This is a genomic window from Azohydromonas lata (assembly GCF_034427735.1).
GTDB classification, from domain to species: domain Bacteria; phylum Pseudomonadota; class Gammaproteobacteria; order Burkholderiales; family Burkholderiaceae_C; genus Azohydromonas; species Azohydromonas lata.
On sequence record NZ_JAXOJX010000002.1, the window covers coordinates 18,933 to 45,118 of the forward strand.

General features: G+C 69.4%; 26 protein-coding genes. 11 read left to right on the plus strand and 15 right to left on the minus strand.

The window, feature by feature from the left end; genetic code table 11:
- Positions 1-119: 119 nt before the first annotated feature.
- Positions 120-2,159 carry an AsmA family protein gene (locus tag SM757_RS02145; protein ID WP_322464225.1) on the minus strand — a complete coding sequence of 680 codons (2,040 nt, stop codon included), beginning with the start codon at positions 2,157-2,159 and terminating at the stop codon, positions 120-122.
- A gap of 102 nt (positions 2,160-2,261) precedes the next feature.
- Here SM757_RS02145 and SM757_RS02150 point away from each other — a divergent pair, with 102 nt between their 5' ends.
- The 3 genes from SM757_RS02150 to SM757_RS02160 all read left to right on the plus strand — a co-directional run bounded on the left by SM757_RS02150 (position 2,262) and on the right by SM757_RS02160 (position 4,596).
- A complete protein-coding gene (locus SM757_RS02150; protein WP_322464364.1) occupies positions 2,262-3,332 on the plus strand; it encodes a flavodoxin family protein in 1,071 nt (356 codons plus the stop codon).
- Between the two features lie 495 nt (positions 3,333-3,827).
- The gene (locus tag SM757_RS02155; protein WP_066332217.1) at positions 3,828-4,028 is read left to right on the plus strand and encodes a hypothetical protein; all 201 of its coding nucleotides are present in this window, start codon (positions 3,828-3,830) and stop codon (positions 4,026-4,028) included.
- A 130-nt stretch (positions 4,029-4,158) separates the two neighbouring features.
- Positions 4,159-4,596 carry a hypothetical protein gene (locus SM757_RS02160; protein ID WP_066332216.1) on the plus strand — a complete coding sequence of 146 codons (438 nt, stop codon included), beginning with the start codon at positions 4,159-4,161 and terminating at the stop codon, positions 4,594-4,596.
- Between the two features lie 7 nt (positions 4,597-4,603).
- On the opposite strand, the gene SM757_RS02165 is transcribed toward SM757_RS02160, so the two are convergent.
- Together SM757_RS02165 and SM757_RS02170 are read right to left on the minus strand one after the other, a co-directional pair.
- Complete coding sequence (locus SM757_RS02165; RefSeq protein WP_066332215.1) at positions 4,604-5,068, minus strand: DUF2269 family protein; 465 nt, start codon at positions 5,066-5,068, stop codon at positions 4,604-4,606.
- On the minus strand, positions 5,068-6,396 hold the full coding sequence (locus tag SM757_RS02170; protein ID WP_322464226.1) for an SDR family oxidoreductase: 1,329 nt from the start codon (positions 6,394-6,396) through the stop codon (positions 5,068-5,070). The genes SM757_RS02165 and SM757_RS02170 overlap by 1 nt, the downstream gene beginning before the upstream one ends.
- 98 nt (positions 6,397-6,494) lie before the next feature.
- Here SM757_RS02170 and SM757_RS02175 point away from each other — a divergent pair, with 98 nt between their 5' ends.
- Both SM757_RS02175 and htpG read left to right on the plus strand, forming a co-directional pair.
- Positions 6,495-6,995, plus strand: coding sequence for a hypothetical protein (locus SM757_RS02175; protein WP_322464227.1), 501 nt, complete (start codon positions 6,495-6,497; stop codon positions 6,993-6,995).
- An 89-nt stretch (positions 6,996-7,084) separates the two neighbouring features.
- Entirely contained in the window at positions 7,085-8,956 is a 1,872-nt protein-coding gene (gene htpG / locus SM757_RS02180; RefSeq protein WP_066332207.1) for a molecular chaperone HtpG, read from the plus strand.
- Between the two features lie 144 nt (positions 8,957-9,100).
- Here htpG and SM757_RS02185 read toward each other — a convergent pair whose 3' ends face one another.
- Positions 9,101-10,123: a serine/threonine protein kinase gene (locus SM757_RS02185; RefSeq protein WP_322464228.1), complete on the minus strand. Its 1,023-nt coding sequence runs from the start codon at positions 10,121-10,123 to the stop codon at positions 9,101-9,103.
- 140 nt (positions 10,124-10,263) lie between these two features.
- Positions 10,264-10,920 carry a GNAT family N-acetyltransferase gene (locus SM757_RS02190; protein ID WP_322464229.1) on the minus strand — a complete coding sequence of 219 codons (657 nt, stop codon included), beginning with the start codon at positions 10,918-10,920 and terminating at the stop codon, positions 10,264-10,266.
- Between the two features lie 321 nt (positions 10,921-11,241).
- On the opposite strand from SM757_RS02190, the gene rplM reads away from it, so the two are divergent.
- The 3 genes from rplM to erpA all read left to right on the plus strand — a co-directional run bounded on the left by rplM (position 11,242) and on the right by erpA (position 12,707).
- On the plus strand, positions 11,242-11,670 hold the full coding sequence (gene rplM, locus SM757_RS02195) for a 50S ribosomal protein L13 (RefSeq protein ID WP_066332201.1): 429 nt from the start codon (positions 11,242-11,244) through the stop codon (positions 11,668-11,670).
- 9 nt (positions 11,671-11,679) lie between these two features.
- Positions 11,680-12,072, plus strand: coding sequence for a 30S ribosomal protein S9 (gene rpsI / locus SM757_RS02200; protein ID WP_066332199.1), 393 nt, complete (start codon positions 11,680-11,682; stop codon positions 12,070-12,072).
- A gap of 257 nt (positions 12,073-12,329) precedes the next feature.
- Entirely contained in the window at positions 12,330-12,707 is a 378-nt protein-coding gene (gene erpA / locus SM757_RS02205; RefSeq protein ID WP_066332197.1) for an iron-sulfur cluster insertion protein ErpA, read from the plus strand.
- Positions 12,708-12,803: 96 nt separating this feature from the next.
- On the opposite strand, the gene SM757_RS02210 is transcribed toward erpA, so the two are convergent.
- Both SM757_RS02210 and SM757_RS02215 read right to left on the minus strand, forming a co-directional pair.
- On the minus strand, positions 12,804-13,955 hold the full coding sequence (locus SM757_RS02210; RefSeq protein ID WP_407655730.1) for an anhydro-N-acetylmuramic acid kinase: 1,152 nt from the start codon (positions 13,953-13,955) through the stop codon (positions 12,804-12,806).
- On the minus strand, positions 13,952-15,316 hold the full coding sequence (locus SM757_RS02215; RefSeq protein WP_066332195.1) for a M23 family metallopeptidase: 1,365 nt from the start codon (positions 15,314-15,316) through the stop codon (positions 13,952-13,954). Before SM757_RS02215 ends, SM757_RS02210 begins: the two co-directional genes overlap by 4 nt.
- A 213-nt stretch (positions 15,317-15,529) precedes the next feature.
- Between SM757_RS02215 and tyrS the strand changes: the two genes are divergently transcribed.
- From tyrS to dtd, 3 genes are all read left to right on the plus strand, one after another.
- Positions 15,530-16,783: a tyrosine--tRNA ligase gene (gene tyrS / locus SM757_RS02220; protein WP_066332193.1), complete on the plus strand. Its 1,254-nt coding sequence runs from the start codon at positions 15,530-15,532 to the stop codon at positions 16,781-16,783.
- A 125-nt stretch (positions 16,784-16,908) separates the two neighbouring features.
- Entirely contained in the window at positions 16,909-17,808 is a 900-nt protein-coding gene (locus SM757_RS02225) for a cation diffusion facilitator family transporter (protein WP_322464230.1), read from the plus strand.
- Positions 17,805-18,245 carry a D-aminoacyl-tRNA deacylase gene (gene dtd / locus SM757_RS02230; RefSeq protein ID WP_322464231.1) on the plus strand — a complete coding sequence of 147 codons (441 nt, stop codon included), beginning with the start codon at positions 17,805-17,807 and terminating at the stop codon, positions 18,243-18,245. The genes SM757_RS02225 and dtd overlap by 4 nt, the downstream gene beginning before the upstream one ends.
- Before the next feature lie 76 nt (positions 18,246-18,321).
- Here dtd and SM757_RS02235 read toward each other — a convergent pair whose 3' ends face one another.
- The 8 genes from SM757_RS02235 to SM757_RS02270 all read right to left on the minus strand — a co-directional run bounded on the left by SM757_RS02235 (position 18,322) and on the right by SM757_RS02270 (position 26,154).
- On the minus strand, positions 18,322-19,290 hold the full coding sequence (locus SM757_RS02235) for a tripartite tricarboxylate transporter substrate-binding protein (RefSeq protein WP_322464232.1): 969 nt from the start codon (positions 19,288-19,290) through the stop codon (positions 18,322-18,324).
- Positions 19,291-19,392: 102 nt separating this feature from the next.
- Positions 19,393-20,664 carry a phenylacetate--CoA ligase family protein gene (locus SM757_RS02240; RefSeq protein ID WP_322464233.1) on the minus strand — a complete coding sequence of 424 codons (1,272 nt, stop codon included), beginning with the start codon at positions 20,662-20,664 and terminating at the stop codon, positions 19,393-19,395.
- Positions 20,657-20,950 (minus strand): hypothetical protein, encoded by a 294-nt coding sequence (locus SM757_RS02245; protein ID WP_066332183.1) that lies wholly within the window; start codon positions 20,948-20,950, stop codon positions 20,657-20,659. Before SM757_RS02245 ends, SM757_RS02240 begins: the two co-directional genes overlap by 8 nt.
- Before the next feature lie 17 nt (positions 20,951-20,967).
- On the minus strand, positions 20,968-21,798 hold the full coding sequence (locus SM757_RS02250; RefSeq protein WP_066332265.1) for an ABC transporter ATP-binding protein: 831 nt from the start codon (positions 21,796-21,798) through the stop codon (positions 20,968-20,970).
- 81 nt (positions 21,799-21,879) lie between these two features.
- Entirely contained in the window at positions 21,880-23,193 is a 1,314-nt protein-coding gene (locus SM757_RS02255; RefSeq protein ID WP_066332182.1) for an ABC transporter substrate-binding protein, read from the minus strand.
- Between the two features lie 108 nt (positions 23,194-23,301).
- Positions 23,302-24,363, minus strand: coding sequence for a branched-chain amino acid ABC transporter permease (locus SM757_RS02260; protein ID WP_066332181.1), 1,062 nt, complete (start codon positions 24,361-24,363; stop codon positions 23,302-23,304).
- A 13-nt stretch (positions 24,364-24,376) separates the two neighbouring features.
- On the minus strand, positions 24,377-25,306 hold the full coding sequence (locus SM757_RS02265; RefSeq protein WP_066332179.1) for a branched-chain amino acid ABC transporter permease: 930 nt from the start codon (positions 25,304-25,306) through the stop codon (positions 24,377-24,379).
- 32 nt (positions 25,307-25,338) lie between these two features.
- Entirely contained in the window at positions 25,339-26,154 is an 816-nt protein-coding gene (locus tag SM757_RS02270) for an ABC transporter ATP-binding protein (protein WP_066332262.1), read from the minus strand.
- Positions 26,155-26,186: the final 32 nt, after the last annotated feature.

Consider the following 26,186-nt stretch of genomic DNA (forward strand, 5'->3'; position numbering starts at 1 on the left):
GGCGCCGACGCCACGGGCAGGGAGCCTCCTCCCCGAAAGGGGCGGGGCTTCCCTGAGGCACCAGCGGGTTCCTGATGGGGGCTGCGTAGGGATACGGGGGGAGGCGGCGCGCCGCCGCGTCAGCGCTGAAGCTTTTGCAGCGCCTGCTGGCAGCCGGCCTTGTCCTTTTCGCCCATGTCCATGAGCGGCAGCACGGCGGCCAGCGGGTTGACCATGGCCAGCGCCGCGGCGGCGCCCAGCTTCAGCGCCAGGCGCCCCTTTTCCAGCCGCACGTTGGGCTGCGCGAAAGTGCCTTCTATGTGCACGGGCGAGCGCAGCGTCAGCGGCGAGAAGTCCTTGGGCCGTGCGGCCACGGTGAGGGCCAGGCGCTCCTGGGCCAGCGAGATTTCGCCGTCGGCCACGATGGTGGAGTCGCTGGTGTCGAACACGGCGGCCTGCGGGCGCACCAGGCCGTCCTGCACCTGCACGCGCACCAGGGCGCAGTTGAGCGGCAGCCGCTTGTCCCCTGAGAGCGCCACGCCCAAGGCTTGCGCCAGGTCCAGGCCCAGCGCTTCCATGACCAGGTGCGACAGCGTGCCCTTGCGTATCCACAGGTCCATGCCGCCGTCCAGCGAGCCCAGCATGGCGGCGGTGGAGCGGCCGGCGCCCTGCAGCTTGGCCTGCCCGCCCAAGATGCCGCTGACGTAGCCCGGCGCGGGCTGCTCGCCGCCGCGGTGCTCGGCGGCGGTGGGATTGCGCGGCTTGACGAAGCGCTCCAGCTGCACGTCGGACCAGCGCAGGTCGGCCTTCCACAGCGGCTGCTTGGGCCGCGAGTCCAGCGCGATGGCGCCGCGCATCTCGCCGCCGGCCGTGCGGGCCACGAGGTCCTGCAGCGTGAGCACGCGGTCCTTGAGCAGGATGCGGCCCTGCAGCGGCTTGAAGTCCTCCAGCGCGCCCGTGCCCAGGTCGGCGTTGGCGAGGTCCACGCGCACGTCGGCCTGCATGGCGCCCAAGGAGGGCAGGTCGAATTCCTTGTCCGGCAGCACGCGCTGGTGCGGCGTGCCCTTGGGCCGCGGCGTGGGCGCGCCTGAGCCCTGGGCCGCGCTGCCCAGGGCCGGCGCCAGGTCCGACAGCGCCAGCCGCTCGCCGGCCAGGGTGCCGGCCAGGCGCGGCGGTTTGACACCGGTGTCGAAGTCGAAGTCGCCGTGCAGGCGGCTGGTGCCCACGGTGAAGGAGGCGACGGCGGCATGCCACAGCGCTTCCTGCTTGCTGACCTTGCCCCGCATCTCGAAGGGGCCCGTGGTGGGCAGCGTGAGGCTCAGGAAGCCGCCCGCGCCCGCCAGCGACGCGCCCTTGAGATGGAAGTCGGCCTCCAGCGCGCGCAGCGACATGAGGTCGGCCACGCGGCCGTCCAGGTCCACCAGGGTTTGCGCCGCTTCCACGTGCAGTTTCACGGGCACGGGCTGCGCGTTGGCGCCGCCGACCAAGGGCAGCACGCCGCCGGCTTCCAGGCGGGCCTGCAGCGGCTGGTTGCGCCAGCGGCCCGTGGCCTCAGCGCGCAGCCCGGCGTTGGCGCCGCCGGCGCTGCCCTCGTCGGTGCTGAGCTGGCCGTCCACGCTGAGGTCGTGTTGCGCGTCCTCCATGCGCAGCCGGCCCTGGCGCACCTGCAGCTCGCCGAAGCGGGGCAGCGGGATGGGCTCCTTTTCCGCGGTGTCCGGCTTGGGCGGTTTGGGCGGGCCGAACTTGAAATTGGCGCGGCCGTCCTCGGCTTGGGCCAGGTTGGCCTCCAGCGTCTGCACGGTGAGGGCGGTGATGTCCACGGCCTCCAGGCCTTCGCCGCGGCGCAGCGCGAACAGCGAGGCGTAGGGGACGGCCACGCGCACGTCGGTGGCATGCAGCAGGGGGCGGGGGTTTTTCTGCTCGTCCAGCAGCACGGGCTGGCCCGCGGGCGAGCCCAGGAAAATTTCGCTGCACGCCAGGCGCACCGAGCCCAGCAGGTGCAAGCGGAACGCGGGCCCGCAGCGCACCTCGCGCTGCAGCGCGGTGGACAGGCGGCTTTGCAGCGGGTCGCGCAGGAAGCGCCAGCCCAGCGCTTCGCACAAGGCCAGGGCCAGGACGATGAACGCCAGCGCGCCCAGCAGCCAGCGGCCGGCGCGGCCGATGCGGAATGCGGTTGCCATGGGTGTGCTTCGGCAAGCTCCATGCCGCGCGGGCCTGCCCGCCCTCCGCCGGGAATAGGCCTTGCCGTCGTGAGCCCCAGGCTTTTCCTGGAGGTGCAGGCCATGACCGAAGTGCGCAAGGGGCAGACGCCGCCCATGCTGGAGCGGGCCGCTTTCGGCGAGCGCTTCCGGCACAACTTCTTCGATCCGGCGTTCCGCGCCGAGGACGCGGCCATCGCGCGGCTGGAGGAGATCGCCTGGCAGGCCTACCAGGAAGGGCGCAAGGCGCCGCTGTCCTCGCCGGCGGGGCCGGGTTTCGCCGATCCCGCCTACGAGCTGTCGGACGAGTGGCGGGCCACGCGCGAGCGGCTGCACGCCGCGCAGGCGCGGCAGCGCGATGGGGCGGCGCCGTCGCGGGTGCTGCTGATCTGCGCCTCGCCGCGCAACGACGGCACCTGTCCGGGCGAGCAGTCCAAGACGCACCGCCTGACGCTGCTGGCCAGCGAGGTGCTGTCGGCCGCCGGGGTGCAGCCGGACCTGCTGGACCTGAGCCTGATGACCTCGCAACCCGGGCTCAAGATTCATCCGTGCAAGGCCTGCGTCTCCACCGCCATGCCGCTGTGCCACTGGCCATGCTCGTGCTACCCGAACCACTCGCTGGGCCAAGTGGGCGACTGGATGGCCGAGATTTATGAGCGCTGGGTAGCGGCGCACGGGGTGCTGATCGTCACGCCGGTGCACTGGTACCAGGCCACCAGCCCGTTGAAGCTGATGATCGACCGCCTGGTGTGCGCCGACGGCGGCAACCCGGACCCGACCAGCACCGGCGGCAAGGACCCGGCCAAGGCCAAGGCGCTGGAGCTGGAGGGCTGGCCTTATCCCAAGCACCTGGACGGGCGCGCCTATGGGCTGGTGGTCCATGGCGACGTGGCCGGCATCGAGGGCGTGCGCCGCGCGCTGGCGGACTGGCTGGACTGGATGGGCTTGATTGCCGTGGGCCCCGAGGCGCGGCTGGACCGCTTCATCGGCTACTGGGAGCCCTACGCCACCAGCCACGACAGCCTGGACGCCGACACCGCCGTGCAGGAGGAGGTGCGCAACGTGGCGCGGGCGTTGGCGCAGGGCATAGACGACCTGCGCGCGGGGCGGCTGTCGGTGCCGGGAGCGGCTTTGAAGCATCCGCGGCCCAAGTAGGCTGCTGCGCCCCCGGCCTGGCCAGCAGGCGGACGTGGATTCAACTCAGGAAAGCCGGGGGAGGGAAAGGGGGGAGAAAAGGGAGGGGAAAAAGGGAGGGAGAGGGAGAAGGGAGGGGTCCGAAAAGGACCCCGGGCCCGAAGCCGCCATATTGGGGAAGGAGGGGAGGGAGACTGGCAGCGACGGTGTTTGCGCCCGGGGCTGAACACTTATAGAGCACAGCACGTGCCCATATCCAGCCCCCTGTTCTCGATCGCCATTCGGCGCGTTGGCAGAAGGGTGAATTTCCGTCTGATGCGCTTTTTTGGCGTGCGCGGCAGTGCGGCCGGACTGCAGCGCCCGGTGTTTTTTGCCGGGGGTCGGCAAAGCCGGGAGCAGTGAAGGACGGGGCTGGCAAGAACTGCTGGCGCCGGTTCTTGCATAGGTCATGGTTGGCCTGTGCAGCGGGCAAGTGGCTTGCAAGAATGCGCGCCCGCCTTCTGTCCGGAGCGAAACATGAATGCCGAAACCATTGCCGCCTTGTCCTGGCGGTTGGGCGAGCTGCCCGTGACGCCGCCGCCCGACGCCCCGCCGCGCGGGCCGGCGCGGCCGGCCGAGGAGCCGGAACCAGACGAGCCCCCGCGCGAAATCGACGACCCGCCCCCGGGCGACGCGCCGCTGCAGGACCCGCATACGCCTCGCCCGCTGCTGCACTGATCGTGCGGCCGCCGGCGCCCTTGAACCCCTGAACAGCGCCCTTCGTGGGCGCTTGTTGCTTCAATTGACCTGCCGCTGCCGGCGGCAGACTGTGCGCTCCGATGTAGTTTTTTGGAAAAGAGCGCGCGCGATGGACATGCCTGCCCTGCACGTGGACTGGGAAACCGGTCAAGGCGAAATCGACATGGCCCGCCTGGCGGACATGCCCGCGGCTTTCCGCCGCGACGTGCTGCGCGACTGGCAGCGCCAGATCGAACAGGCGCTGTTCCGCGCCGAGGACGAGCTGCAGCCCGCCAAGCGCACCGATGCGCTGCACGACCAGCGGTTCCAGAACGCGCGCCGGCGCGCCATGTGCGAGCGGCTGTCCGGCGCCCACGTGCTGCTGGCCGAGCCGCTGGTCAACGGCGACGTGCTGCTGCACCTGCGAGGCGGCGACACGGTGGTGATGTTTGCGCGGCACGAGGACGTGAAGTTCAACGTCGTCCGTGACGCCGACCGCGCCCGCCACTTCGCCTCCACCGACAACACCGGCGACTACTACGTGCGCGAGGACTACGCGGCGGCGTGAGCCGCGTTCACGTCGGCTTGGCCACCATCAGGTAGAAGACGGCCACCATGGCCAGGAAGGCCGGCACGCCCAGCGCCGTCCAGATCTTGAGCAGTTGGAAATAGCGCGGCGGCAGGGGCTGGTTGTGCGTGGCCGCGGCCTGGGCCAGGGCGCGCATGCGGATCTGGATCCACACCACCGGCAGCCAGCAGGCGCCGGCCAGGACGTACAGCACCAGGGTCCAGAAGATCCACGGCGTGGTGAGCGGGATGCCGGCCAGGTGCGCCATGTACCAGCCGCTCAGGGGCTGGAAGACGATGGTGGTGGTGGTGAACAGCCAGTCCGCCAGCACCACGTAGCGCACCACCACGGCGGCGGCGCGTGCGTCGCGCGTGAGGCTGGTGAAGAACATGTAGTAGGCCGATCCCAGCCCGGTGCCGAACAGCAGCGTGCTGGAGAGGATGTGCAGCCACTTGGCGACGAGGTATTCCATCAGCGGGCCTCAGGGGCGGGTGGGGGCGGCCTGTCGCGCGGATCGCCGGGCTCCAGCGCTGCCAGCAGCGCCAGCGCGGCCAGGATGGGCAGGTTCTTGCTCAGCGGCCCGTAGGGGTGCAGCCAGAATTCCGGCAGCCGCCAGGTGATCAGCACCGTGTAGAAGGCGATGAGCAGCGCCTGCGCCGCCCACAGCCGGCGCCGCGCGCGCGGGCGCAGCGGCCACACCGTGAGCACGCCCAGCAGCAAATCCAGGCCGCAGGCGCCGTAGAGCATGAGCGGCTGCAGCGCGGGCGGCACGCCGGTGCGGCCGAGCAGTTCATAGCTTTTCTGCACCGGGTACAGGCCGAAGGACACCACGGCCGTGATCAGCCACACCAGCGCCAGCGACAGCCGCAGCAGCGGCAGCGTCCAGGCCAGCCGCGCGTGGGCGCGGGCCGCGTCGGCACGGCCGCGGGGGATGAAGTCGCGCGGCGGGCGCGGCGCGCGGCCCAGCAGCGCGGTGATGCCGTCGGCCGGCGCGGCGTTGCCCTGTTGCAGCATGTCCCAACTGTCGGCGTCCAGCAGCGTGCTGCCCAAGGCGCCGGCCACGCGCGCGCCCAGGGCGCCCAAGGGGGCGGGCACGCGCAGCACGGGCGCGCGCGGCAGGCCTTGCGCGGCGCGCAGCGCCTGCAGGTACTCGGCGAGCGGCAGCGGCTGCGGGCCGACCAAGGGCACGCGGCGTCCGCTCCATCGCGCGACGGGGGCGCGCAGCAGGGCCACCACGGCGGCGACGGCGTCGTCCACGTGCACGGGCTGCAGCGGGCCGCTGCGCGGCAAGGCCAGCAGCGGCAGGCTGGCCAGCGAGAGGAAGAAGCGGGCGCTGGGCCCGTCCTCGCCGAACACCAGCGAGGGCTGCACGACCGTGGCGTCCAGCGGCAGGGACAGCAACGCCTCGTCCGCGGCGTGCTTGCTGCGCTGGTAGGCGGTGGCGCCGGCCTGCACGCCCAAAGCCGAAATCTGGATGACGCGGCGCACGCCGGCCTGGGCGCAAGCCTGGAACAGCGCGGCGGGGGCGCGGTGGTGCAGGGCGTCGAACGTCTGCGAACCCGACTCGCGGAAGATGCCCACGGCGTTGACCACCGCATCCACGCCCTGCAGGTGCGCCAGCCACTGCGCGGGCGTGGTGGCTTGGGTGAAGTCCAGTGCGAGCCACTGCAGCCGTGCGGGCTCGGACGCGGAAGGCCGGGCGTGGCGCGCGACGGCGACGACGTGGTGCCCCGCCTCCAGCAGGGCCTGGCGCAGCCGGCTGCCCATGAAGCCGCTGGCGCCGGTGAGCAGCACTTTCATTCCTGTGGATCTGGGTTGAGCCCGGGGAACGGCGCTTGCCGAGTTGGGCCAGCCGTTTTGGCAATCAGCATTCCCCAATCAAGACAGAGGTGGCTTCCATGGGCCTGACATCCCGATTCCTGATGAACACGGCGCAACGCGCGATCAAGGACGGCCTGCTGGCCGCGGCGCTTTCCGGCGGCACCATGGCGGTGGGCAGCAAGAAGGACAGCGGCAGCGCCGTCGCCGCGGTGAACGCCCCGGCGCACTTGGTGCACGGCGAGGAATCCCTGCAGCGCGAGGACGTTTCCGCCAAGCACACCCTGGTGGGCGCGGCCGTGCACACCGCCTCGGCCATGCTGTGGGCCGGCCTGTACGAAACGCTGCAGGCGCGCCGGCGCCGCCGCACCTTCACCGGCGCGGTGGTGGACGCCGCGGGCGTCGCGGCGCTGGCGGCGGTGGTGGATCTGAAGCTCGTCCCGGAGCGCCTCACGCCCGGCTTCCAGCACCGCATGAGCGACAAGAGCCTGCTCATGGTCTACGGCAGCTTCGCGCTGGGCCTGGCGTTGGGCGGGCTGCAGCGCATGCAGGACGCGCCTACCGTGTCGGACCTGAAGTGATTTGTGGGCGCCCCTCTTGAAGCTTGGGAGGAAGGCCCCATCTGAGGGGCCGCCCCGCGCTGGAGCGGGTGGACCCTCATCACAAGACCATGCAAAAACAGACGCTTTCGTTCCAGGCCGAGGTCAAGCAGATCCTGCACCTCGTCACGCACTCGCTGTACTCGAACAAGGAGATCTTTCTCCGCGAGCTGGTTTCCAACGCCTCTGATGCCTGCGACAAGCTGCGCTTCGAGGCGCTGAACAACAACGCGCTGTACGGCGACCAGCCCAACCTGGAAGTGCGGCTGAGCTTCGACGCCGAGGCGCGCACCATCACCATCAGCGACAACGGCATCGGCATGAGCGCCGAGGAGGCCACGGCCCACCTGGGCACCATCGCCAAGAGCGGCACGCGCGAGTTCATGGCCCGCCTGGAAGGCGACCAGAAGAAGGACGCCTCGCTCATCGGCCAGTTCGGCGTGGGTTTTTATTCCGGCTTCATCGTCGCGGACCGCATCACCGTGGAATCGCGCCGCGCCGGGCTGAGCGCCGAGGAAGGCGTGCGCTGGACCAGCGAGGGGGCCGGCGAGTTCGAGGTGGAAACCATCACCAAGGCCGGCCGCGGCACGGACGTGACGCTGCACCTGCGCGAGGGCGAGGAGGAGTTCCTCTCGGCCTGGCGGCTGAAGTCCATCGTCGGCAAGTACTCCGACCACATCTCGCTGCCCATCCTCATGCGCAAGGAGGTGTGGGACGCGGAGAAGAGCGCGCAGGTCGTCACCGACGAGTGGGAGACGGTCAACAAGGCCGCCGCGCTGTGGGCGCGCAGCAAGAGCGACGTGACCGACGCCGAGTACAAGGAGTTCTACAAGCAGCTCAGCTACGACAGCGAGCCGCCGCTGGCCTACACGCACAACCGCGTCGAGGGCCGCACCGAGTACACGCAGCTGCTCTACATCCCGGGCAAGGCGCCGTTCGACCTGTGGAACCGCGACAAGCGCGGCGGCGTGAAGCTCTACGTCAAGCGCGTGTTCATCATGGACGACGCCGAGGCGCTGATGCCGGTGTACCTGCGCTTCGTCAAGGGCGTGATCGACTCGGCCGACCTGCCGCTCAACGTCAGCCGCGAGCTGCTGCAGGAAAGCCGCGACGTGAAGGCCATCCGCGAGGGCTCGACCAAGCGCGTGCTGTCCATGCTGGAAGACCTGGCCGAGAACCAGAAGGAGCAGTACGCCAAGTTCTGGGAGCAGTTCGGCGCCGTGATCAAGGAAGGCGTCGGTGAGGACCAGGCCAACCAGGAGCGCCTGGCCAAGCTGCTGCGCTTCGCCTCCACGCATGCCGACACGGACGTGAGCTTCGCCGACTACGTCTCGCGCATGAAGGAAGGCCAGGAGGCCATTTACTACATCACCGCCGAGACGCTGGCCGCCGCCAAGAACAGCCCGCAGCTGGAGATCTTCCGCAAGAAGGGCATCGAGGTGCTGCTGCTGTCGGACCGGGTGGACGAGTGGATGCTCTCGCACCTGTACGAATTCGACGGCAAGCCGCTGCAAAGCGTGGCCAAGGGCGCGGTGGACCTGGGCAAGCTGCAGGGCGAGGAAGAGAAGAAGCACGCCGAAGAGGCGGCTGAAACCTTCAAGCCCGTGCTGGACAAGCTCAAGGAGACGCTCAAGGACCGCGCCAAGGACGTGCGCGTGACCACGCGCCTGGTGGAGTCGCCCGCGTGCATCGTGGTGGAAGAGGGCGACATGAGCGCGCACCTGGCCCGGCTGCTCAAGCAGGCCGGCCAGCAGGCTCCGAAGTCGCAGCCCATCCTGGAGGTCAACGCCGAGCACGCGCTGGTGAAGAAGCTGCAAAGCGACGAGGCGCGCTTCGAGGATCTGGCGCACCTGCTGTTCGACCAGGCCTGGCTGGCCGAAGGCGGCCAGCTCGACAACCCGGCCGAGCACGTGCAGCGCGTGACGCGGCTGCTGAGCGCGTGAGTTGACGGGGCCGCCTGAGCGGTCCTGTTCCTGAGAAGCGGGCCGCGCATGCGGCCCGTTTTGTTTGCACGTGTCCCTGATCACGGCCGACGCAAGCCTTGTAGGAGGCCCGCTGGCGGGCCTCCTACAAGCGGTTCGCCAGCCTCAGTACAGCTGCAGCGGCGGCTCCGCCATGGCCGCCAGTTGCTCGCGCAATTGCGAGGTCTGCTGCGACCAGTAGGCCCCGGTGCCGAAGAAGGGAAAGGCGGCGGGGAAGGCCGGGTCGCTCCAGCGCTCGGCCAGCCAGGCGCTGTGGTGGATCATGCGCAGCGTGCGCAGCGGCTCGATCAGCGCCAGCTCGCGCGCATCGAAGGGCATGAAGAGTCGGTAGCCCTGCAGGATCTGGTGCATCTGCGCCGCCATGGCCTGGGGCTCGCCGGAGAGCAGCATCCACAGGTCCTGCACCGCGGGGCCGGTGCAGGCGTCGTCCAGGTCCACCACGTGCGGGCCTTCGTCGCGCCACAGGATGTTGCCGGGGTGGCAGTCGCCATGCAGCCGCAGCCGGCGCACGGCGCCCACGCTGGCGAAGACTTCGCGCACGGCGGACAGCGCTGCGTCGCAGGTGCTGCGCCAGGCGGGCAACTGGTCCGGCGGGATGAAGTCGCCTGCTAGGAGGCGCTCGCGCGCGGCTTCGCCAAAGGTGGCCACGTCCAGGGTGCGGCGGTGCTTGAAGCCGGACTCCGCGCCCACGGCGTGCAGCCGGCCCAGGAAGCGGCCCAGCCACTGCAGCACCATGGGGTCTTCCAGGTCGGGGGCGCGGCCGGCGCGGCGCGGGCTGATGCTGTAGCGAAAGGGCTCGCCCTCCAGCGTGATCTGCGCCAGCGTGGGCGGCTCGCCCTGCAGCGTGATGGCGCCCTCGTCGCGGGGCACCAGTGCCAGGGGTGCCACCACCGGCACGTCGGCCGCGGCCAGTGCCAGGGCGAAGGCGTGCTCTTCCAGGATTTGCGCGTCGCTCCAGCGCTGGGGGCGGTAGAACTTGGCCACGACCACCGAGCCGTCCTCCAGGAAGACCTGGAAGACGCGGTTCTCGTAGGAGTTGAGTTGCAGCAGCCGGCCGTCGGGGTCCAGGCCGGCGGCGGCCACGGCGTCGAGTACGGATTCGGGTCGCAGTGCGGCGTAATGAGGCATGCGCACATGCTAGCCCCCGCCCTGGGGGGCTCCAGCCGGCAGGGCCAAGCGGGAAAGCGGGGAGAGCCGGCGCAAAAAGAAATGCCGGCGGCGCCGGCAAGTGGGGTGCGTTCGAACGTGCGCCTGACGGGCGCCGGCGCTCAGTTCGTGGCCGAGGTGCGGCGCAGCATCATGCGCCACCACTGCTGCACGCGAAGGGCCTGCAGCTTCACCTGGTAGTCGAACTCGCCGGCCTGCTGGGCCACCAGGGCGTCCATGCGCGACTTGGCGTCCTCCGCCGGCAGCCGCAGCAGGGCCTGGGCCTCGCCGCCTTCGCGTTCGATGCGGGCGCCGGCCTTGCGCGCGATGCGCAGCATGGGCGTGTTCTCGGTGAGGGCGTGGATGATCATCATCTCGGCGCCCCAGTTGCGCGCGTGTAGCACGGCGCGGTCGAACAGCCGGCTGCCCCAGCCGCGGCCCCGCGCGCGCGTCGATACCGAAACGCCGAACTCCGCCATGGGCGCGCCGCCGTCATGGCCGGCGATGTAGGCCAGGTGCGCCATGGCCACCAGCTCCAGCGCCTCGTCAAAGATGCCCACCACCTCGTCGCGGCCGAAGTCGATGCCGTCCACATAGCGGCGCACCTGCTCGTCCGACGCGGCATAGCCGAAGCGCAGGTAGCGGTCGTTGTCGGAGAGCGCCAGCAGGTGCGCCACGATCAGCGGCCGGTGCCGCACCGCCAGCGAGCGGATCGGCACCCAGGCCGGGCGCAGGGCACCGGCAGGGCGTTGGATCGGCTGGGACGGACTGGCAGACATACGATGACTCCGGGTTTCCCCGATACAGAAGGCGCGATATTAGCCGATCCTCGGGAAAACCCTTGCCCAAACTTACGGGGAGTGTCAGCTTCCGTGAGGCTTGCACATTCCCCACGGTGCCAAGGATCGCGCTATACTCGCGGGCTTTCCTGTCAACGGCGGGGAAGTTGCGCCTGCTTTGCCGCTACTCATCGAGCGGCGTGGAGCATGAGTTTTGAGGTCGATCGGGCAACCGGCGACACCGGGGCCGAGCGCAACGCAAGCAGCCGTCACCGGATCGCCCAGCGTTTTTTGGGTGATCCCCAACCGAAAGACCCCCTCATGAAGACCTTCAGCGCCAAGCCGGCCGAAGTCGTGCACGAGTGGTTTGTGATTGACGCCACCGATAAGGTGCTCGGACGTGTCGCCAGCGAAGTGGCACTCCGTCTGCGCGGCAAGCACAAGGCCATCTACACGCCCCACGTGGACACCGGTGACTTCATCGTCGTCGTCAACGCAGACAAGCTGCGCGTGACCGGCAACAAGGCCAACGACAAGGTGTACTACCGTCACTCGGGCTTCCCTGGCGGCATCTACGCCACGAAGTTCAAGGACATGCAGGCCAAGCATCCTGGCCGCGCCCTGGAAAAGGCCGTCAAGGGCATGCTGCCCAAGGGTCCCCTGGGTTACGCCATGGTCAAGAAGCTGAAGGTGTACGGTGGTGCCTCGCACCCGCACACCGCCCAGCAACCCAAGGTCCTCGAGATCTAAGGAGCGGTGATGATCGGAGAATGGAACTACGGCACCGGCCGCCGCAAATCGTCGGTGGCCCGCGTGTTCATCAAGCGCGGCACGGGCCAGATCCTGGTCAACGGCAAGCCCGTCGACCAGTATTTCGGCCGTCAGACGTCGATCATGATCGTCAAGCAGCCCCTGATGCTGACGAACAACGGCGAAGCGTTTGACATCAAGGTCAACGTCGAAGGCGGTGGCGAATCCGGCCAGGCCGGCGCCGTGCGCCACGGCATCACCCGTGCCCTGATCGACTACGACGCGACGCTCAAGCCCGAGCTGAGCCGCGCCGGCTTCGTCACGCGTGACGCGCGTGAAGTCGAGCGTAAGAAGGTCGGCCTGCACGGCGCCCGCCGTCGCAAGCAGTTCAGCAAGCGCTGATCGCGACCCAGCCGCCGCGCGGGGCCTGTTTTCAGGCCGCACGCGGCGCCAGGGCGGCGTGCCCTGCGATGTACACGCCCGCCAAGGCCGCTTCCGTTCACACGGGCGGCCTTTGCTGTTTGCGGCGTGCACGTTTGCGCGTGGCGCCGATTTGGCCTTTTTTGGCACGGTTGAATTGACGCTGTTGCCATGGCCGGCCGGGCGCATCGGGGACAATTCCCATGCGTTCCGTTTCAAATTTTCCAGGAGAGTCCCGCATGAGCGCAGTCGCCGAGCAAAGCACCGATCTCACCACCGACGGCATGCCCGCACCCATCGTCTTCACCGACAGTGCCGCGGCCAAGGTGGCTGACCTGGTGGCCGAGGAAGGCAACCCCGACCTCAAGCTGCGCGTGTTCGTCCAAGGCGGCGGCTGCTCAGGCTTCCAGTACGGCTTCACCTTCGACGAGCTGGTCAACGAGGACGACACCCAGATGCAGAAGAACGGCGTCACGCTGCTGATCGACGCCATGAGCCTGCAATACCTGATGGGCGCCGAGATCGACTACAAGGAAGACCTCCAGGGCGCCCAGTTCGTCATCAAGAACCCCAACGCCACCACCACCTGCGGCTGCGGCTCCAGCTTCTCGGCCTGAAGCGTCCCGCCTTCCGCACAAGACAAAGCCGCCCAAGGGCGGCTTTTTCGTGGGTGCGTGAAACGCGGGCAGCTCCGGTGATGCGTGACGCCGGCTTCAGGCTGGGTACAGCGCGCCCAACACGCGGGGGCCGCGCGCACCGGTGACTTCCACCCGGTTGCCGGCCAGGCGCTGCACGTGGGCCTGCGCCAGCCAGGCGAAGGCCGTGGCCTCGACGTGACTCACGTCCAGGCCGCGATCGCCGGTCGTGAGCACGGCCACGCCGGGCAGCAGGGCGCGCAGCCGCTGCAGCAGATCCAGGTTGAACGCGCCGCCGCCGGCCACCAGCAGCTCGCGCGTGGCCGGGGCGTCCAGCCGCAGCGCGTCCGCCACGGTGCGGGCGACGAAGGCCGAGAGCGTGGCCTGCACGTCCTGCGGCGCCAGGGACGCGGGCAGGGCGGCCAGCTTGGCGTCCAGCCAGGCGAGGTTGAAATCGTCGCGGCCCGTGCTCTTGGGCGGGCGGCGGGTGAAGAAGGGTTCGTTCAGCAGGGCGCCCAGCAGCGCGGCATCGGCCTGGCCGCCGGCGGCCCAACGGCCGGCGTCGTCAAAGGCATGGCCCAAGTGCCGTTCGCACCAGCCGTCCAGCAGCGCATTGGCCGGGCCGCAGTCGAAACCCAGGATGCCGCCGCCGCTGCGCAACAGCGTGACGTTGGACTGGCCGCCCAAATTGAGCACGGCCACGTCGGCGCCGGGCTGTGCGAACAGCGCCTGGTGGAACGCGCACACCAGCGGCGCGCCCTGGCCGCCGGCAGCCACGTCGCGGGTGCGGAAGTCGCAGACCACGTCCAGGCCGGTGAGCTCGGCCAGCAGGGCGCCGTTGTGCATCTGCAGCGTGTAGCCCAGGCCGTCGTGCAGGCCCGGCTGGTGGCGCAGCGTCAGGCCGTGGGCGCCTATGGCGCGCACGGCGGCGGGAGACAGGTCGGCCTGCGCCAGCAAGGTGCGCACGACCTCGGCTTCCAGCACGGACAGCGCGTTGGCTGCCAGCGCCGAGCGGTGCAGCTCATCCGCGCCGCTGCGGTTGAGGGCCAGGGCCTCGGCGCGCAAGGCGGGCGGCAGCGGGCTGTGGGTGTGCGCCAGCACGCACAATGCGGCGCCCGAAGATTGGGCGGAGAAATCCACCAGCACGCCATCGACTCCGTCCAGCGAGGTGCCGGACATCAAGCCGATGTAGAGCGCCGGCGCGGCGGCACCCAACGCGGTATCGCTCACTCGTCGTTGACGGCGCCCACGCTGCGCGCGGCGGCGATCTGCGTGCGCGCGGCGCTGGCGAGTTGCTGCATCTCGGCGCGCGACACCGGCGGCATGTTGCTCTGCGTGGCCTTGGCCACCTGCAGCGGGTCCTGGTAGACGCCGTTGATGCGGAATTCGAAGTGCAGGTGCGGGCCCGTGGCCCAGCCCGTGGCGCCCACGGCGCCCACGCGGTCGCCCTGGGTGACATGCTCGCCCTTGCGCACGTCGATGCGGCTCAGGTGCGCGTACAGCGTGCTGCGGTTCTCCGGGTGCTGGATTTCCACCACGTTGCCGTAGCCGTTCTGCCAGCCGGCGTAGCTCACCGTGCCGTCGCCCACCGTGCGCACCGCCGTGCCCACGGGCGCGCCATAGTCCACGCCCTGGTGGGCGCGCATGGTCTGCAGGATGGGGTGCATGCGCATGGCAAAGCCCGAGGTCACGCGCGAGAACTCCATGGGGCTGGCCAGGAAGCTGCGGTGCTTGGGCTTGCCGTCCAGGCCCACGTAGGCGCCGCGGCCGCTGGCATCGCGCACCCACATGCCCTGGTAAGTCTGGCCGTCGTTGACGTACTCGGCCGCCAGCAGGTGGCCCGCGCCCTCGTTCCAGTTGATGGGCTCGCCGTCGGCGGTCAGCGTCTCGTAGACGACGCTGAAGGTGTCGCCCTTCTTGATCTCGCGGTGGAAGTCCACCTCGTCCGAGAACATCTTGGAGAGCTGCGAGGCGATGGCGTCCGGCAGCCCGGCGTCGTCGGTGGCGGCGAAGAGCGAGCCGCTCACCGTGCCGCTGCCCATGCGCACCTGCGACTCCAGCTTGGCCAGCTCGCGCGTCACGCGCCAGCCACCCTTGTCGTCGCGGCGCATCACCACGCGGGTGAAGTGCGTCTCCAGCAGCTCCTTGCGCGGCGCGGGCATGCGTGCCACCAGCTCCGACAGGCGGCCGCTCTCGTCGGCCAGGGCGCGGAACAGGCGCGGCACCCGTGCGTCCAGCAGGTCGCGCAGGTCACGATTGCGGTGCAGGAAATTGCGCGCCGACGCGTCGCTCACGCCCAAGCGGGTCAACAGGCTGTCGGCCGTGTCGTTGCGGCGGCCCTCGGTGCTGCGATAGAGCTCCAGGCGGTGGTCGGCCAGCGCTTCGAGCTGCTCGTGCACGGGCAGAGGCTGCACGGCCTCGCTGACGGTCTGTTGAGGAATTTCAGTGCCCGGCGCGGTGGGCGAGGCCACACCGAACGCCGTCGCGGCGAAACCCGCCAGCGAAACGAGCACGCCCGCGGCCATGGCACGCGGGTGTCGTTGAGCAAATTTGTGCGCGTCCTCGGCCGCGCGGGAGAGCCATTCCGTCATCTGAACTTCAATGCCGGGCAGGCGCCCGCTAAGTTTGCAGCACGGAAATGAGACTGGCTGCAGGTGTCTGAGAAAACCTACAGAGCTAATCGCTAGAATTGCGACTTCGTCTGCAAGTTGTACGTCTAGAGTTGCCGACTTGAGGCAACGGCGCGGAGTATAACCACCGCGTGACGGGCACTTACATTCAAAAATCTTGCAATTCATAGTGCCATGTCAGAAAACGTGACGCCTGCCACGCCCCCGGCAACCCCGACTTACCCGGTGACGGAAGAAGTGCGCGCCGCGCTGGCCGTGACGCTGCGAGGGTGTGAGGAGTTGTTGCCCCAACCCGAGTGGACGGCCAAGTTGGCGCGCTCCCAGGCCACGGGCGTGCCGCTGCGCATCAAGCTGGGCCTGGACCCGACGGCGCCGGACATCCACCTCGGCCACACCGTGGTGCTGAACAAGTTGCGCCAGCTCCAGGACCTGGGGCACCAGGTCATCTTCCTGATCGGCGACTTCACCTCGACCATCGGCGACCCGTCCGGCCGGAACACCACGCGCCCACCGCTCACGCGCGAGCAGATCGAGACCAACGCGCAGACTTATTACAAGCAGGCCAGCCTGGTGCTGGACCCGGCGCGCACCGAGATTCGATACAACTCCGAGTGGTGCGACGCGCTGGGTGCGCGCGGCATGATCCAACTGGCCGCCCGCTACACCGTGGCGCGCATGATGGAGCGCAACGACTTCGCCGAGCGCTTCAAGGCCGGCACGCCCATCAGCGTGCACGAGTTCCTGTATCCGCTGATGCAGGGCTACGACTCCGTGGCGCTGAAGTCCGACCTGGAGCTCGGCGGCACCGACCAGAAGTTCAACCTGCTCGTGGGCCGCGCGCTGCAGGCCGAGTACGGCCAGGAGCCCCAGTGCATCCTGACCATGCCGCTGCTCGAAGGCCTGGACGGCGTCGAGAAGATGTCCAAGAGCAAGGGCAACTACATCGGCATCAGCGAGCCGGCCAACGCCATGTTCGCCAAGCTGCTGTCCATCAGCGACACGCTGATGTGGAAGTATTTCCAGTTGCTGAGCTTCCGTTCCGAAGCGGAGATCGCGACGCTCAAGGCGCAAGTGGAGGGCGGGCGCAATCCGAAGGACGCCAAGGTGCTGCTGGCCAAGGAGATCACCACGCGCTTCCATTCGGCCGCCGCGGCCGAGGCCGCCGAAGCCGACTTCAACAACCGCGCGCGCGGCGGCATTCCGGACGACGTCCCGGAAGTCACCCTTTCCGGCGCCCCGCTGGGCATTGGTGCGCTGCTCAAGCAGGCCAACCTCGTGGCCTCCGGCAGCGAGGCCATGCGCATGGTCGAGCAGGGCGGCGTGCGCGTGGACGGCAACGTCGTGAGCGACAAGGGCCTGAAGCTGGACGCCGGCACCTTCGTCCTGCAGGTGGGCAAGCGCAAGTTCGCCCGCGTCACGCTGGCTTGAGACGGCTCCAAGAAGGCAGCCCCAAGCCACAAAGCCCGGAGGCCGTGCGTTTGCCGTGAGCCGCGGGCGCGCATGAAACCCGCAGCGTCCCGCGGCCGGCGCGCGCGCACGCTGAGAATCACGCCATGCAGGTCAGCAGCTATCTGAAGATTTCGGTGGGCGTGGCGGTGGTCACCATCGCCCTGAAGACGCTGGCATGGTGGTTCACCGGCTCGGTGGGCCTGCTGTCGGACGCACTGGAGTCGCTGGTCAACCTGGCCGGCGCCAGCTTCGCGCTGGCCATGGTCACGCTGGCCGCGCAGCCGCCGGACGAGGAACACCCTTACGGCCACCACAAGGCCGAGTACTTCTCCAGCGGCTTCGAGGGCGTGCTCATCCTCGTGGCGGCGCTGGCCATTGTCTACGCCGCCGTGCAGCGGCTGCTGCACCCGCAGCAGCTGGAAGGGCTGGGCGCGGGCGTGCTGCTGTCCGTGGTCAGCTCCGTGCTCAACGGCGTGCTGGCCTGGGCCATGCTGCGCAAGGCGCGCGAGCACCGCTCCATGGCGCTGGAGGCCGATGCACGCCACCTCTTCACCGACGTGTGGACCTCCGCCGGCGTGGTGGGCGGCCTCATCGCCGTGCACTTCACCGGCTGGCTGTGGCTGGACCCGGTGCTGGCCATAGGCGTGGCGCTGAACATCGTGCGCGAGGCGCTGTCGCTCCTGAGGCGTTCGGCCGACGGGCTGATGGACCACGCGCTGGACCCGCAGGACCAAGCCCGCATCGACGCGACGCTGCAGCGTTTCCGCAGCCCGCAGGTGCGCTTCGACCACGTGGCCACGCGACGCGCCGGCCAGCGCCGCTTCGTGGACCTGCACCTGCACCTGCCGGCCGAGTGGCCCCTGGGCCGCGCCGCGGCCATGCGCGGCGACGTGGAGCGCGCCCTCATGGACGCCGTGCCGGGCCTGCGCGCCAGCATCCAGCTGCTGTCCAGCGACGTGGAGGCGCAGGACGTGATGGACGAGCAAAGGAGCGTGGCTTCGTGATCGCGTTGATTCAGCGCGTGCGCCGCGCCCGCGTGCAGGTGGCCGGCGACACCGTGGGCGAGATCGCCCAGGGCCTGCTGGTGCTGGTGTGCGCCCAACCCGCGGACGGCGAGGCGCAGGCCGTGAAGCTGGTGGACAAGCTGCTGAAGCTGCGCGTGTTCAGCGACGAGGCCGGCAAGATGAACCGCAGCGTGCAGGACGTGGGCGGCGGCCTGCTCATCGTTTCGCAGTTCACGCTGGCGGCCGACACCAGCGGCGGCAACCGGCCGAGCTTTACCGGCGCGGCACCGGCCGAGCTGGGCCGGCAGCTCTACGAGCGCGTGCTGCAGCTCGCGCGTGAACGGCACCCGCAGGTGGCCGCCGGCATCTTCGGCGCGGACATGCAGGTGGAACTGGTCAACGACGGGCCGGTGACCATTCCCATGCACATCGCCTGACGAGGAACGTCCCTGAAGCGGACGTGAAAAAGCCGCCCGCGGGCGGCTTTGCTCATGGGAGACGCGTAGGCGGGGATCAGTCCGCGTACTGCCCGGCCGCCTTGATGACCGGCCCCCACTTGGCGATCTCGTCGCCCACGAACTTCTTGTGCTCGGCCGGGCCGGTGCGCGCGTCGCTCACGACGACGGCGCCCAGCTCCTCCTCGCGCTTGACGAAGCCCGGGTCCTTGAGCGCCGTCTTGAGCGCGGTGTTGAGCTTGTCCGCCACGGCCTTGGGCGTGCCCTTGGGCGCGTACAGCCCGTGCCAGATGCTGACGTTGAAGCCCTTGAGGCCGGACTCGTCCAGCGTGGGCAGCTTGGCCAGCGCGGGCGTGGCCAGCCGCTTGGGCGTGGTCACGGCGTAGGCCTTCACCTTGCCGCTGGCGATCTGCGCGGTGGTGTTGGTGGTCTGGTCGCACATCAGGTCCACCTGGCCGCCCATGAGGTCGGTCATGGCCGGGCCGGTGCCCTTGTAGGGCACGGTGGTCATTTCCATCTTCAGGCTTTGCTGGAACAGCAGCCCGCACAGGTGCGAGGCCGCACCCAGGCCCGCGTGCGCCAGGTTGACCTTGCCCTGGTTGTCCTTGAGCCACTTGGTGAGCTCGCCCCAGTTGTTGGCCGGCAGCCCGGGCTTGCCGATGACGGTCATGGGCACTTCGTTGATGAGGCCCAGGTACTCGAAGTCCTCCAGCGGCTTGAAGCTCAGGCTGCGGTACAGCGCGGGCGCGGTGGCGATGCCGATGTGGTGCAGCAGCAGCGTGTAGCCGTCCGGCGCAGCCTTGGCCACCTTGGCCGTGCCCAGCGTGCCGCCGGCACCGCCCACGTTCTCGATGACGATGGTGGCCTTGAGCGGCACGCGCAGCGCCTCGGCCAGGTCGCGCGCCACCTTGTCGGTCGGCCCGCCCGCGGAGAAGGGCACGATGATGGTGATGGGCTTCTCCGGGTACTCCGCCAGCGCGGCAGAAGCGGCGACCAGCGCCGCGGTGGCGAACAGGATTTTTTTCATCGGGACTACCTCAAGGTGGAACTGCAGGCTATCCGCGGCGGCGGGTGCCGCCAAGCGGGCTGGGCTGCGTATCGGCCAGGTGCTCCGAGGACTTAAGAACCGTTACTCGTAACGGCGGCCGTCCTCAATGACTTTGCCGTCGTCTGGGAGGCTGCCCGGTGCGCAGAGTTCCACTTCGGCGCGCAGCTTCGTGACTTCCCTCACGCTGGCCGCAAGCTGCTGCGCCAACTCTCCGGCCGGTGCCTGCGCCTGCGGTATTTCCACGCGCAGCAGCAGCCGCTCGGCCGCGGGCTCGCCGCTGACCACCAGCCGCAGCCGCCCAAGCCCCGGGTGGCGCTGCGCCACCTGCGCCAACTGCCCCGGGTGGACGAACATGCCGCGCACCTTGGTGGCCTGGTCCGCGCGGCCCAGCCAGCCGCGCAGCCGCACGTTGGTGCGCCCGCTTGGGCATTCGCCCGGCAGCACGGCGGAGAGGTCGCCGGTGCCAAAGCGTATGAGCGGGTAGTCCGGGTTGAGGGTGGTGACGACGACCTCGCCGATGTCGCCCGGCGCCACGGGCTCGCTGCCCCCGGGCTGGACGATTTCCACGATCACGCCCTCATCCACCACCAGCCCCTCGCGCGCCGCGGTCTCGTAGGCGATGAGCCCCAGGTCGGCCGTGGCATAGCACTGGAAGGCCTGCACGCCGTGTTCGGCGAAGAAGGCGCGCAGAGAGGGCGGACAGGCCTCGCCGCTGACCAGCGCTTTTACAAGGCTGGGCAGCGCGATCTGCTGCTCGGCCGCGCGCTCCAGCAGGATCTTCAAGAAGCTGGGTGTGCCGACGTAGCCGTGCGGGCCCAGCTCGGCCATGGCCTGCAACTGCAGCTCGGTGTTGCCCACGCCGCCGGGAAAGACGGTGCAGCCCAGCGCGTGCGCGCCGGTTTCCATGATGGACCCGGCCGGCGTGAGGTGGTAGCTGAAGCTGTTGTGCACCAGGTCGCCGCTTCTGAACCCTGCCGCGAACAGTGCCCGCGCCATGCGCCACCAGTCCGCCGCCTCGCCTTCGGGCTCGTAGATCGGCCCGGGCGACTGGAACACGCGCCGCGCACCCTGCGGCCGCGCCAGCCCGCGCCAGCCCACGGTGGCCAGGCCGCCGAAGGGGTCGCCATGGCGGCGCTCGCGCTGGCGGCGCAGCAGCTCGGACTTGCGCAGCACGGGCAACTGCGCGAGTGCCGCGCGGCTGGTGACCTCGCGCGCGTCCACGCCGGCCAGCAGCTCGGCCGCGGCGCTGCTGTGCGCCTGGGCCTGCGCCACCACGCCGGGCAGCGCGGCCAGGAGGGCCGCCTCGCGCGCGGCCGGCTCGCGCGTTTCCAGCGCGTCGTAGAAGTCAGTCATCACGGTCCCCCCAGCGTGCGAGCTCGCGCTTAAGCTCGGCGACGAAGTCGCGCAGCGCGGCATGGTCTTGAATGCTTTTTTCCACCCATTGCGGGCTGCGCGCCGGCTGGCGCACGCGGGCCGCCCGCAGTTGCGCGCCGTCGAGCCACACGCGGGCGATGGGCTGGCCGCGGCGCTCGAAGCGGCCTTCGCGCTCGGTGAGCCCCAGGCCGCGCAACTCGCGTTTCAAACGCTGCAGCCCCTCGTCGGCATGGAAGGGCGGTGGGGCGAAGAGGTCGTCGCTCATGGCTTTACCCCGGTGCATCAAGCCAGCCAGCGCTTGCGGCGCTTGTAGCTCTTGACGTCCTTGAAGCTCTTGCGGTCGCCGCCGCCCATGCCCAGATAGAACTCCTTGACGTCCTCGTTCTCGCGCAGCGCTGCCGCCGCGCCGTCCATCACCACGCGGCCGTTTTCGAGGATGTAGCCGTGGTCGGCGTAGGTCAGCGCCATGTGCGTGTTCTGCTCGGCCAGCAGAAAACTCACGCGCTCGCGCTGGTTGAGGTCGCGGACGATGGAGAACACCTCCTCCACGATCTGCGGCGCCAGGCCCATGGACGGCTCGTCCAGCAGCACCATGCGCGGCTCGGACATCAGCGCGCGGCCGATGGCGCACATCTGCTGCTCGCCGCCGGAGGTGTAGGCGGCCTGCGAGTGGCGGCGCGTCTTCAGGCGCGGGAAGTAGTCGTAGACCTTTTCCAGCGTGCGCGCGACGGCCGCCTTGCCGTCGGTGCGCGTGTAGGCGCCGGTGAGCAGGTTCTCCTCGATGGTGAGGTGGGCGAAGCAGTGTCGCCCCTCCATCACCTGCACCACGCCGCGGCGCACCAGCTCCGCCGGCGAGAGCGCCTCGATGCGCTGCTCGCGCAGCGTGATGGCGCCCTTGGTCACCTCGCCGCGCTCGCCGCGCAGCAAATTGGAGACGGCGCGCAGCGTGGTGGTCTTGCCCGCGCCGTTGGCGCCCAGCAGCGCCACGATGGCGCCCTCGTCCACGCGCAGCGAGACGCCCTTGAGCACCAGGATCACCTGGTTGTAGATGACCTCTATGCCGTTGACGTCCAGCAGCGGCTGGGCGCCGGGCGCCGCGGCGGCGGCCGGCATGGAGGTGGCGGCGGCAGCAGGAAGCATGGGCTGGGCCTCTCGTGGCGGTGGTGGAGCGAAGGTGCGGCGGCGGCTGCCGGGTCAGTTGCAGCTGCGGACCTTGAGGCCCTTGTCCTTGGCGTACTTGGCCGAGGCTTCCTTGACCAGCGGGTCAATGAGCGACTTGTCAGCCTGGTACCAGTCGCTGGTGACGTTCCACTTGGCCCCGTCCCACTGCGCCACGCGGGCCCAGTCGGTGCCCATGTGGTTCTCGCAGCTGGTCTTGACCGGCCGCATAATTTCCGAGAAGCCCAGCGCCTTCAGGCGCTCCGCGGTGAGGTTGAGATTCTCGAAACCCCAGCGCACCTGCTCCGGCGTCATGACCTTGCCCTTGCCGTACTTCTCCTGCGCGGTGCGAATGGCCTCGACCTGCAGCATGGCGATCATCATCCCGCGTGTGTGCGCCATGGCGCCGATCTCGCCGGCGGACGCGCCCTGGCCCTTGTCGTAGACGTACTTCTTCAGGTCGTCGTGGACCTTGTCGCGCGCGGCGCTGTTGTGGATGGTGATGGCGTTGTAGCCCTTGGCCGCGTCGCCCAAGTCCTTCACGTCGTGGTCGGAGCCGGCCCACCAGATGGCGTAGATCTTGTCGCGCGGGTAGCCGCTGGCCTGGGCTTCGCGGATGCCGGCGGGCGTCATCACGCCCGCGCTCCAGAACAGCACGTACTCCGGGCGCTGCTGGCGGATCTGCAGCCAGGTGGATTTCTGCTCCACGCCGGGCGGCGTCACGGGGAAGAGGGCGAGATCGAACCCGTCGCGCGCGGCGCGCTTTTGCAGCAGCGCGATGGGCTCCTTGCCGTAGGGCGAGTCGTGGTAGACGAGGGCGATCTTCTTGCCCTTCAAGCCGCCGGCCTTCTTGGCGATGTCCTGCAGCATCACGTCGGCGGCCGTCCAGTAGGTGCCCAGCAGCGGGAAGTTCCACTCGAACACCGTGCCGTCGGCCGAGGCCGACAGGCCGTAGCCCAGGGTCTCGATGGAGACCTTGTCGTTGAAGGCCTTGTCGGTCACGGCGAAGGTGATGCCGGTGGATTGCGGGTCGAACCCCGCCGCGCCGCCGCCCTTGCCCTTGAGCCGCTCGTAGCACTCCACGCCCTTGGCCGCGTCGTAGGCCGTCTCGCACTCCTCGAACACCAGCTTCACGCCGTTGACGCCGCCGTCGCGCGCGTTGACCAGTTTCAGGTAGTCCTGCTTGCCATCGGCCCAGGGAATGCCCAGCGGCGCGAACTGGCCCGTGCGGTAGACCAGCAGCGGGATGAACTGCTCGCCCTGGTCCGCGGGCGCGGCCACGGTGGACAGCGGGGCGGCCAGCATGGCGGCGGCGGTGGCGGCGGCCAGTGCGAAAGTCTTGAGCTTCATGCGTTGTCTCCTTCTCCGGTGTCTTGGTCTGTGCGGTCGGGAAAGCGGGGGCGCACGCAACGGGCGGGCGCCGTGGTCCATGCGGTTGGTGTTGGGCGCTCGGTGCGGTCAATGCGGGAAGGGCCACAGGCGCAGCTTCTCGCGCCCGGTGAGCCACAGCCGCGCCAGGCCGTGCGGCTCGACGATGAGGAAGAACACGATCAGCGCGCCGAAGATCATGTGCTCCAGGTGCGAGGCCGTGCCCGTGGAGATGGGCAGGCCCAGCCAGTGCGGCGCGTAGTTCAGCAGCAGCGGCAACAGCACGATGAAGCCCGCGCCCAGGAAGGCGCCGGAAATCGAGCCCAGCCCGCCGATGATCACCATGAACAGCAGCTGCAGCGAGCGCTCCAGGCCGAAGGCCGCGGGCTCCCAGCTCCCCAGGTGCACGAAGCCCCACAAGGCGCCGGCCACGCCCACGATGAAGGAGCTCACCGCAAAGGCGCTGAGCTTGGCGTAGATGGGGCGGATGCCGATGACGGCGGCGGCCACGTCCATGTCGCGCATGGCCATCCACTGCCGGCCTATGGCGCCGCGCACCAGGTTCTTGGCCAGCAGCGCGAACACCATCACCAGCCCCAGGCACAGCAGGTAGCGGCGCGCGGGCGTGTCCAGCGCCAGGCCCAGGAACTGCAGGTCGCCCACGCTCACCGAGCCGGAGGCCGAGTCGTTGGTCACCCACTTGACGCGGTTGGTGAACCAGTCGGTAAAGAACTGCGCCGCCAGCGTCGCCACCGCGAGGTACAGGCCGCGGATGCGCAGGCTGGGGATGCCGAAGGCCACGCCGAACACCGTGGCCGCCAGCCCGCCGCCGATGAGCGACACCAGCAGCGGCATGCCGGGCACGCGCGCGTGCAGGTTGTAGGCGGCGTAGGCGCCGATGGCCATGAAGGCGCCCGTGCCCAGCGAGATCTGCCCGCAGTAGCCCACCAGGATGTTCAGGCCCAGCGCGGCCAGCGACAGGATCAGAAACGGAATGAGCACCGCGCGCAGCAGGTAGTCGCTGGCGACGAAGGGCAGGAAGATGGCGCAGGCCACCAGGGCCAGCACGGCCACGCGGTCCTGCAGCACGGGGAAGATCTGCAGGTCGGCGGCGTAGCTCTGCTTGAACTGGCCGTTTTCGCGGTAAAGCATGGCTTGGCCTTCCTCAGACGCGGTCGATGATGCGGTCGCCGAACAGTCCCTGCGGCCGCACCAGCAGGAAGCCCAGCGCCAGCACGTAGGCGAACCAGTTCTCTATGCCGCCTCCAAGCATGGGGCCGACATAAATTTCAGACAGCTTCTCGCCCGCGCCGATGATCAGCCCGCCGATGATGGCGCCCGGCACCGAGGTCAGCCCGCCCAGGATCACCACCGGGAAAGCCTTGAACGCGACCAGCGAAATCGAGTACTGCACGCCCAGCTTGGAGCCCCAGATGATGGCCGCCACCAGCGCCACGGCGCCGGCGATCGACCAGACGATGACCCAGATGCGCGACAGCGGGATGCCGATGGATTGCGCGGCCTGGTGGTCGTCGGCCACGGCGCGCAGCGCGCGGCCCGTGCCGGTCTTCTGGAAGAAGAGCGAGAGCACAGCCACCAGCGCGGCGGCGACGGCCGCGGCGGCGAGGTCCTCCTGGTTGATGAGCAGCCCGCCGGGGAAGACGCTGTCCAGGACGAACAGCGGGTCCTTGGGCATGCCCACGTCGATCTTGTAGGTCGAGCTGCCGAAGATGAGCTGGCCCGTGCCGTCCATCAGGTAGGCGATGCCCAGCGTGGCCATGAGCAGTGTGATGCCCTCCTGGTTGACCAGCTTGCCCAGCACGAAGCGCTCCACCATCCACGCCACCAGCACCATGAGCGAGGCGGCGCACAGCCCGGCCAGCACGTTGATGAGCAGCCGGCTCTCGATGCCCAGCCACGCCGGCAGCCACTCCGAGAAGCGCGCCATGGCCAGGGCCGCGAACAGCACCATCGCGCCCTGCGCGAAGTTGAAGACGCCGCTGGCCTTGAAGATGAGCACGAAGCCCAGTGCCACCAGCGCGTACAGCATGCCCACCATCAGGCCGCCGATCAGGGTTTCAAGGAAAAAGCCCATGGATGTCGTTCCTGCGTTCGCCGCTGCCGCGGTCAGTGGCCGGCGCCGAGGTAGGCGCTGATGACGTCGGGGTTGCTGCGCACTTCATCCGGTGCGCCGTCGCCGATCTTCTTGCCGTAGTCCAGCACCACGACGCGGTCGGAGATGTCCATCACCACGCCCATGTCGTGCTCGATGAGGACGATGGTGGTGCCGAACTCGTCGTTGACGTCGAGGATGAAGCGGCACATGTCCTGCTTTTCCTCGACGTTCATGCCCGCCATGGGCTCGTCCAGCAGCAGCACCGAGGGCTCCATCGCCAGCGCCCGCCCCAGGTCCACGCGCTTTTGCAGGCCGTAGGGCAGGCGGCCCACGGGCGTCTTGCGCCAGGGCTGGATCTCCAGGAAGTCGATGATGCGTTCCACCTTCTCGCGCTGCGCTATCTCCTCGCGCAGCGCCGGGCCCAGCCGCAGCGCCTGCTGGAAGATGTTGGCCTTCATGCGCAGGTTGCGCCCGGCCATGATGTTGTCCAGCACGCTCATGCCCTTGAACAGGGCCAGGTTCTGGAAGGTGCGGGCCACGCCCGCTTCCGCGACCTGGCGCGGGTTCATGTTCTTGAAACTCTTGCCGCGCAGGGTGATGGAGCCTTCCTGCGGCTGGTACACGCCGTTGATGCAGTTGAGCATGGAGCTCTTGCCGGCACCGTTGGGGCCGATGATGGAGCGGATCTCGTGCTCCCTCACGTCGAAGCTGATGTCGGTGAGCGCCTTGACGCCGCCAAAGCGCAGCGTGATGTGGTTGACGGCCAGGATGACGTCGCCGATGCGGCGCCCCGTGGCGGCGGGCGGCTCCAGGTCGGGCGAGGGCATGGTGGCGGGCTGGGCAAGCAGCTCGGAGCTGA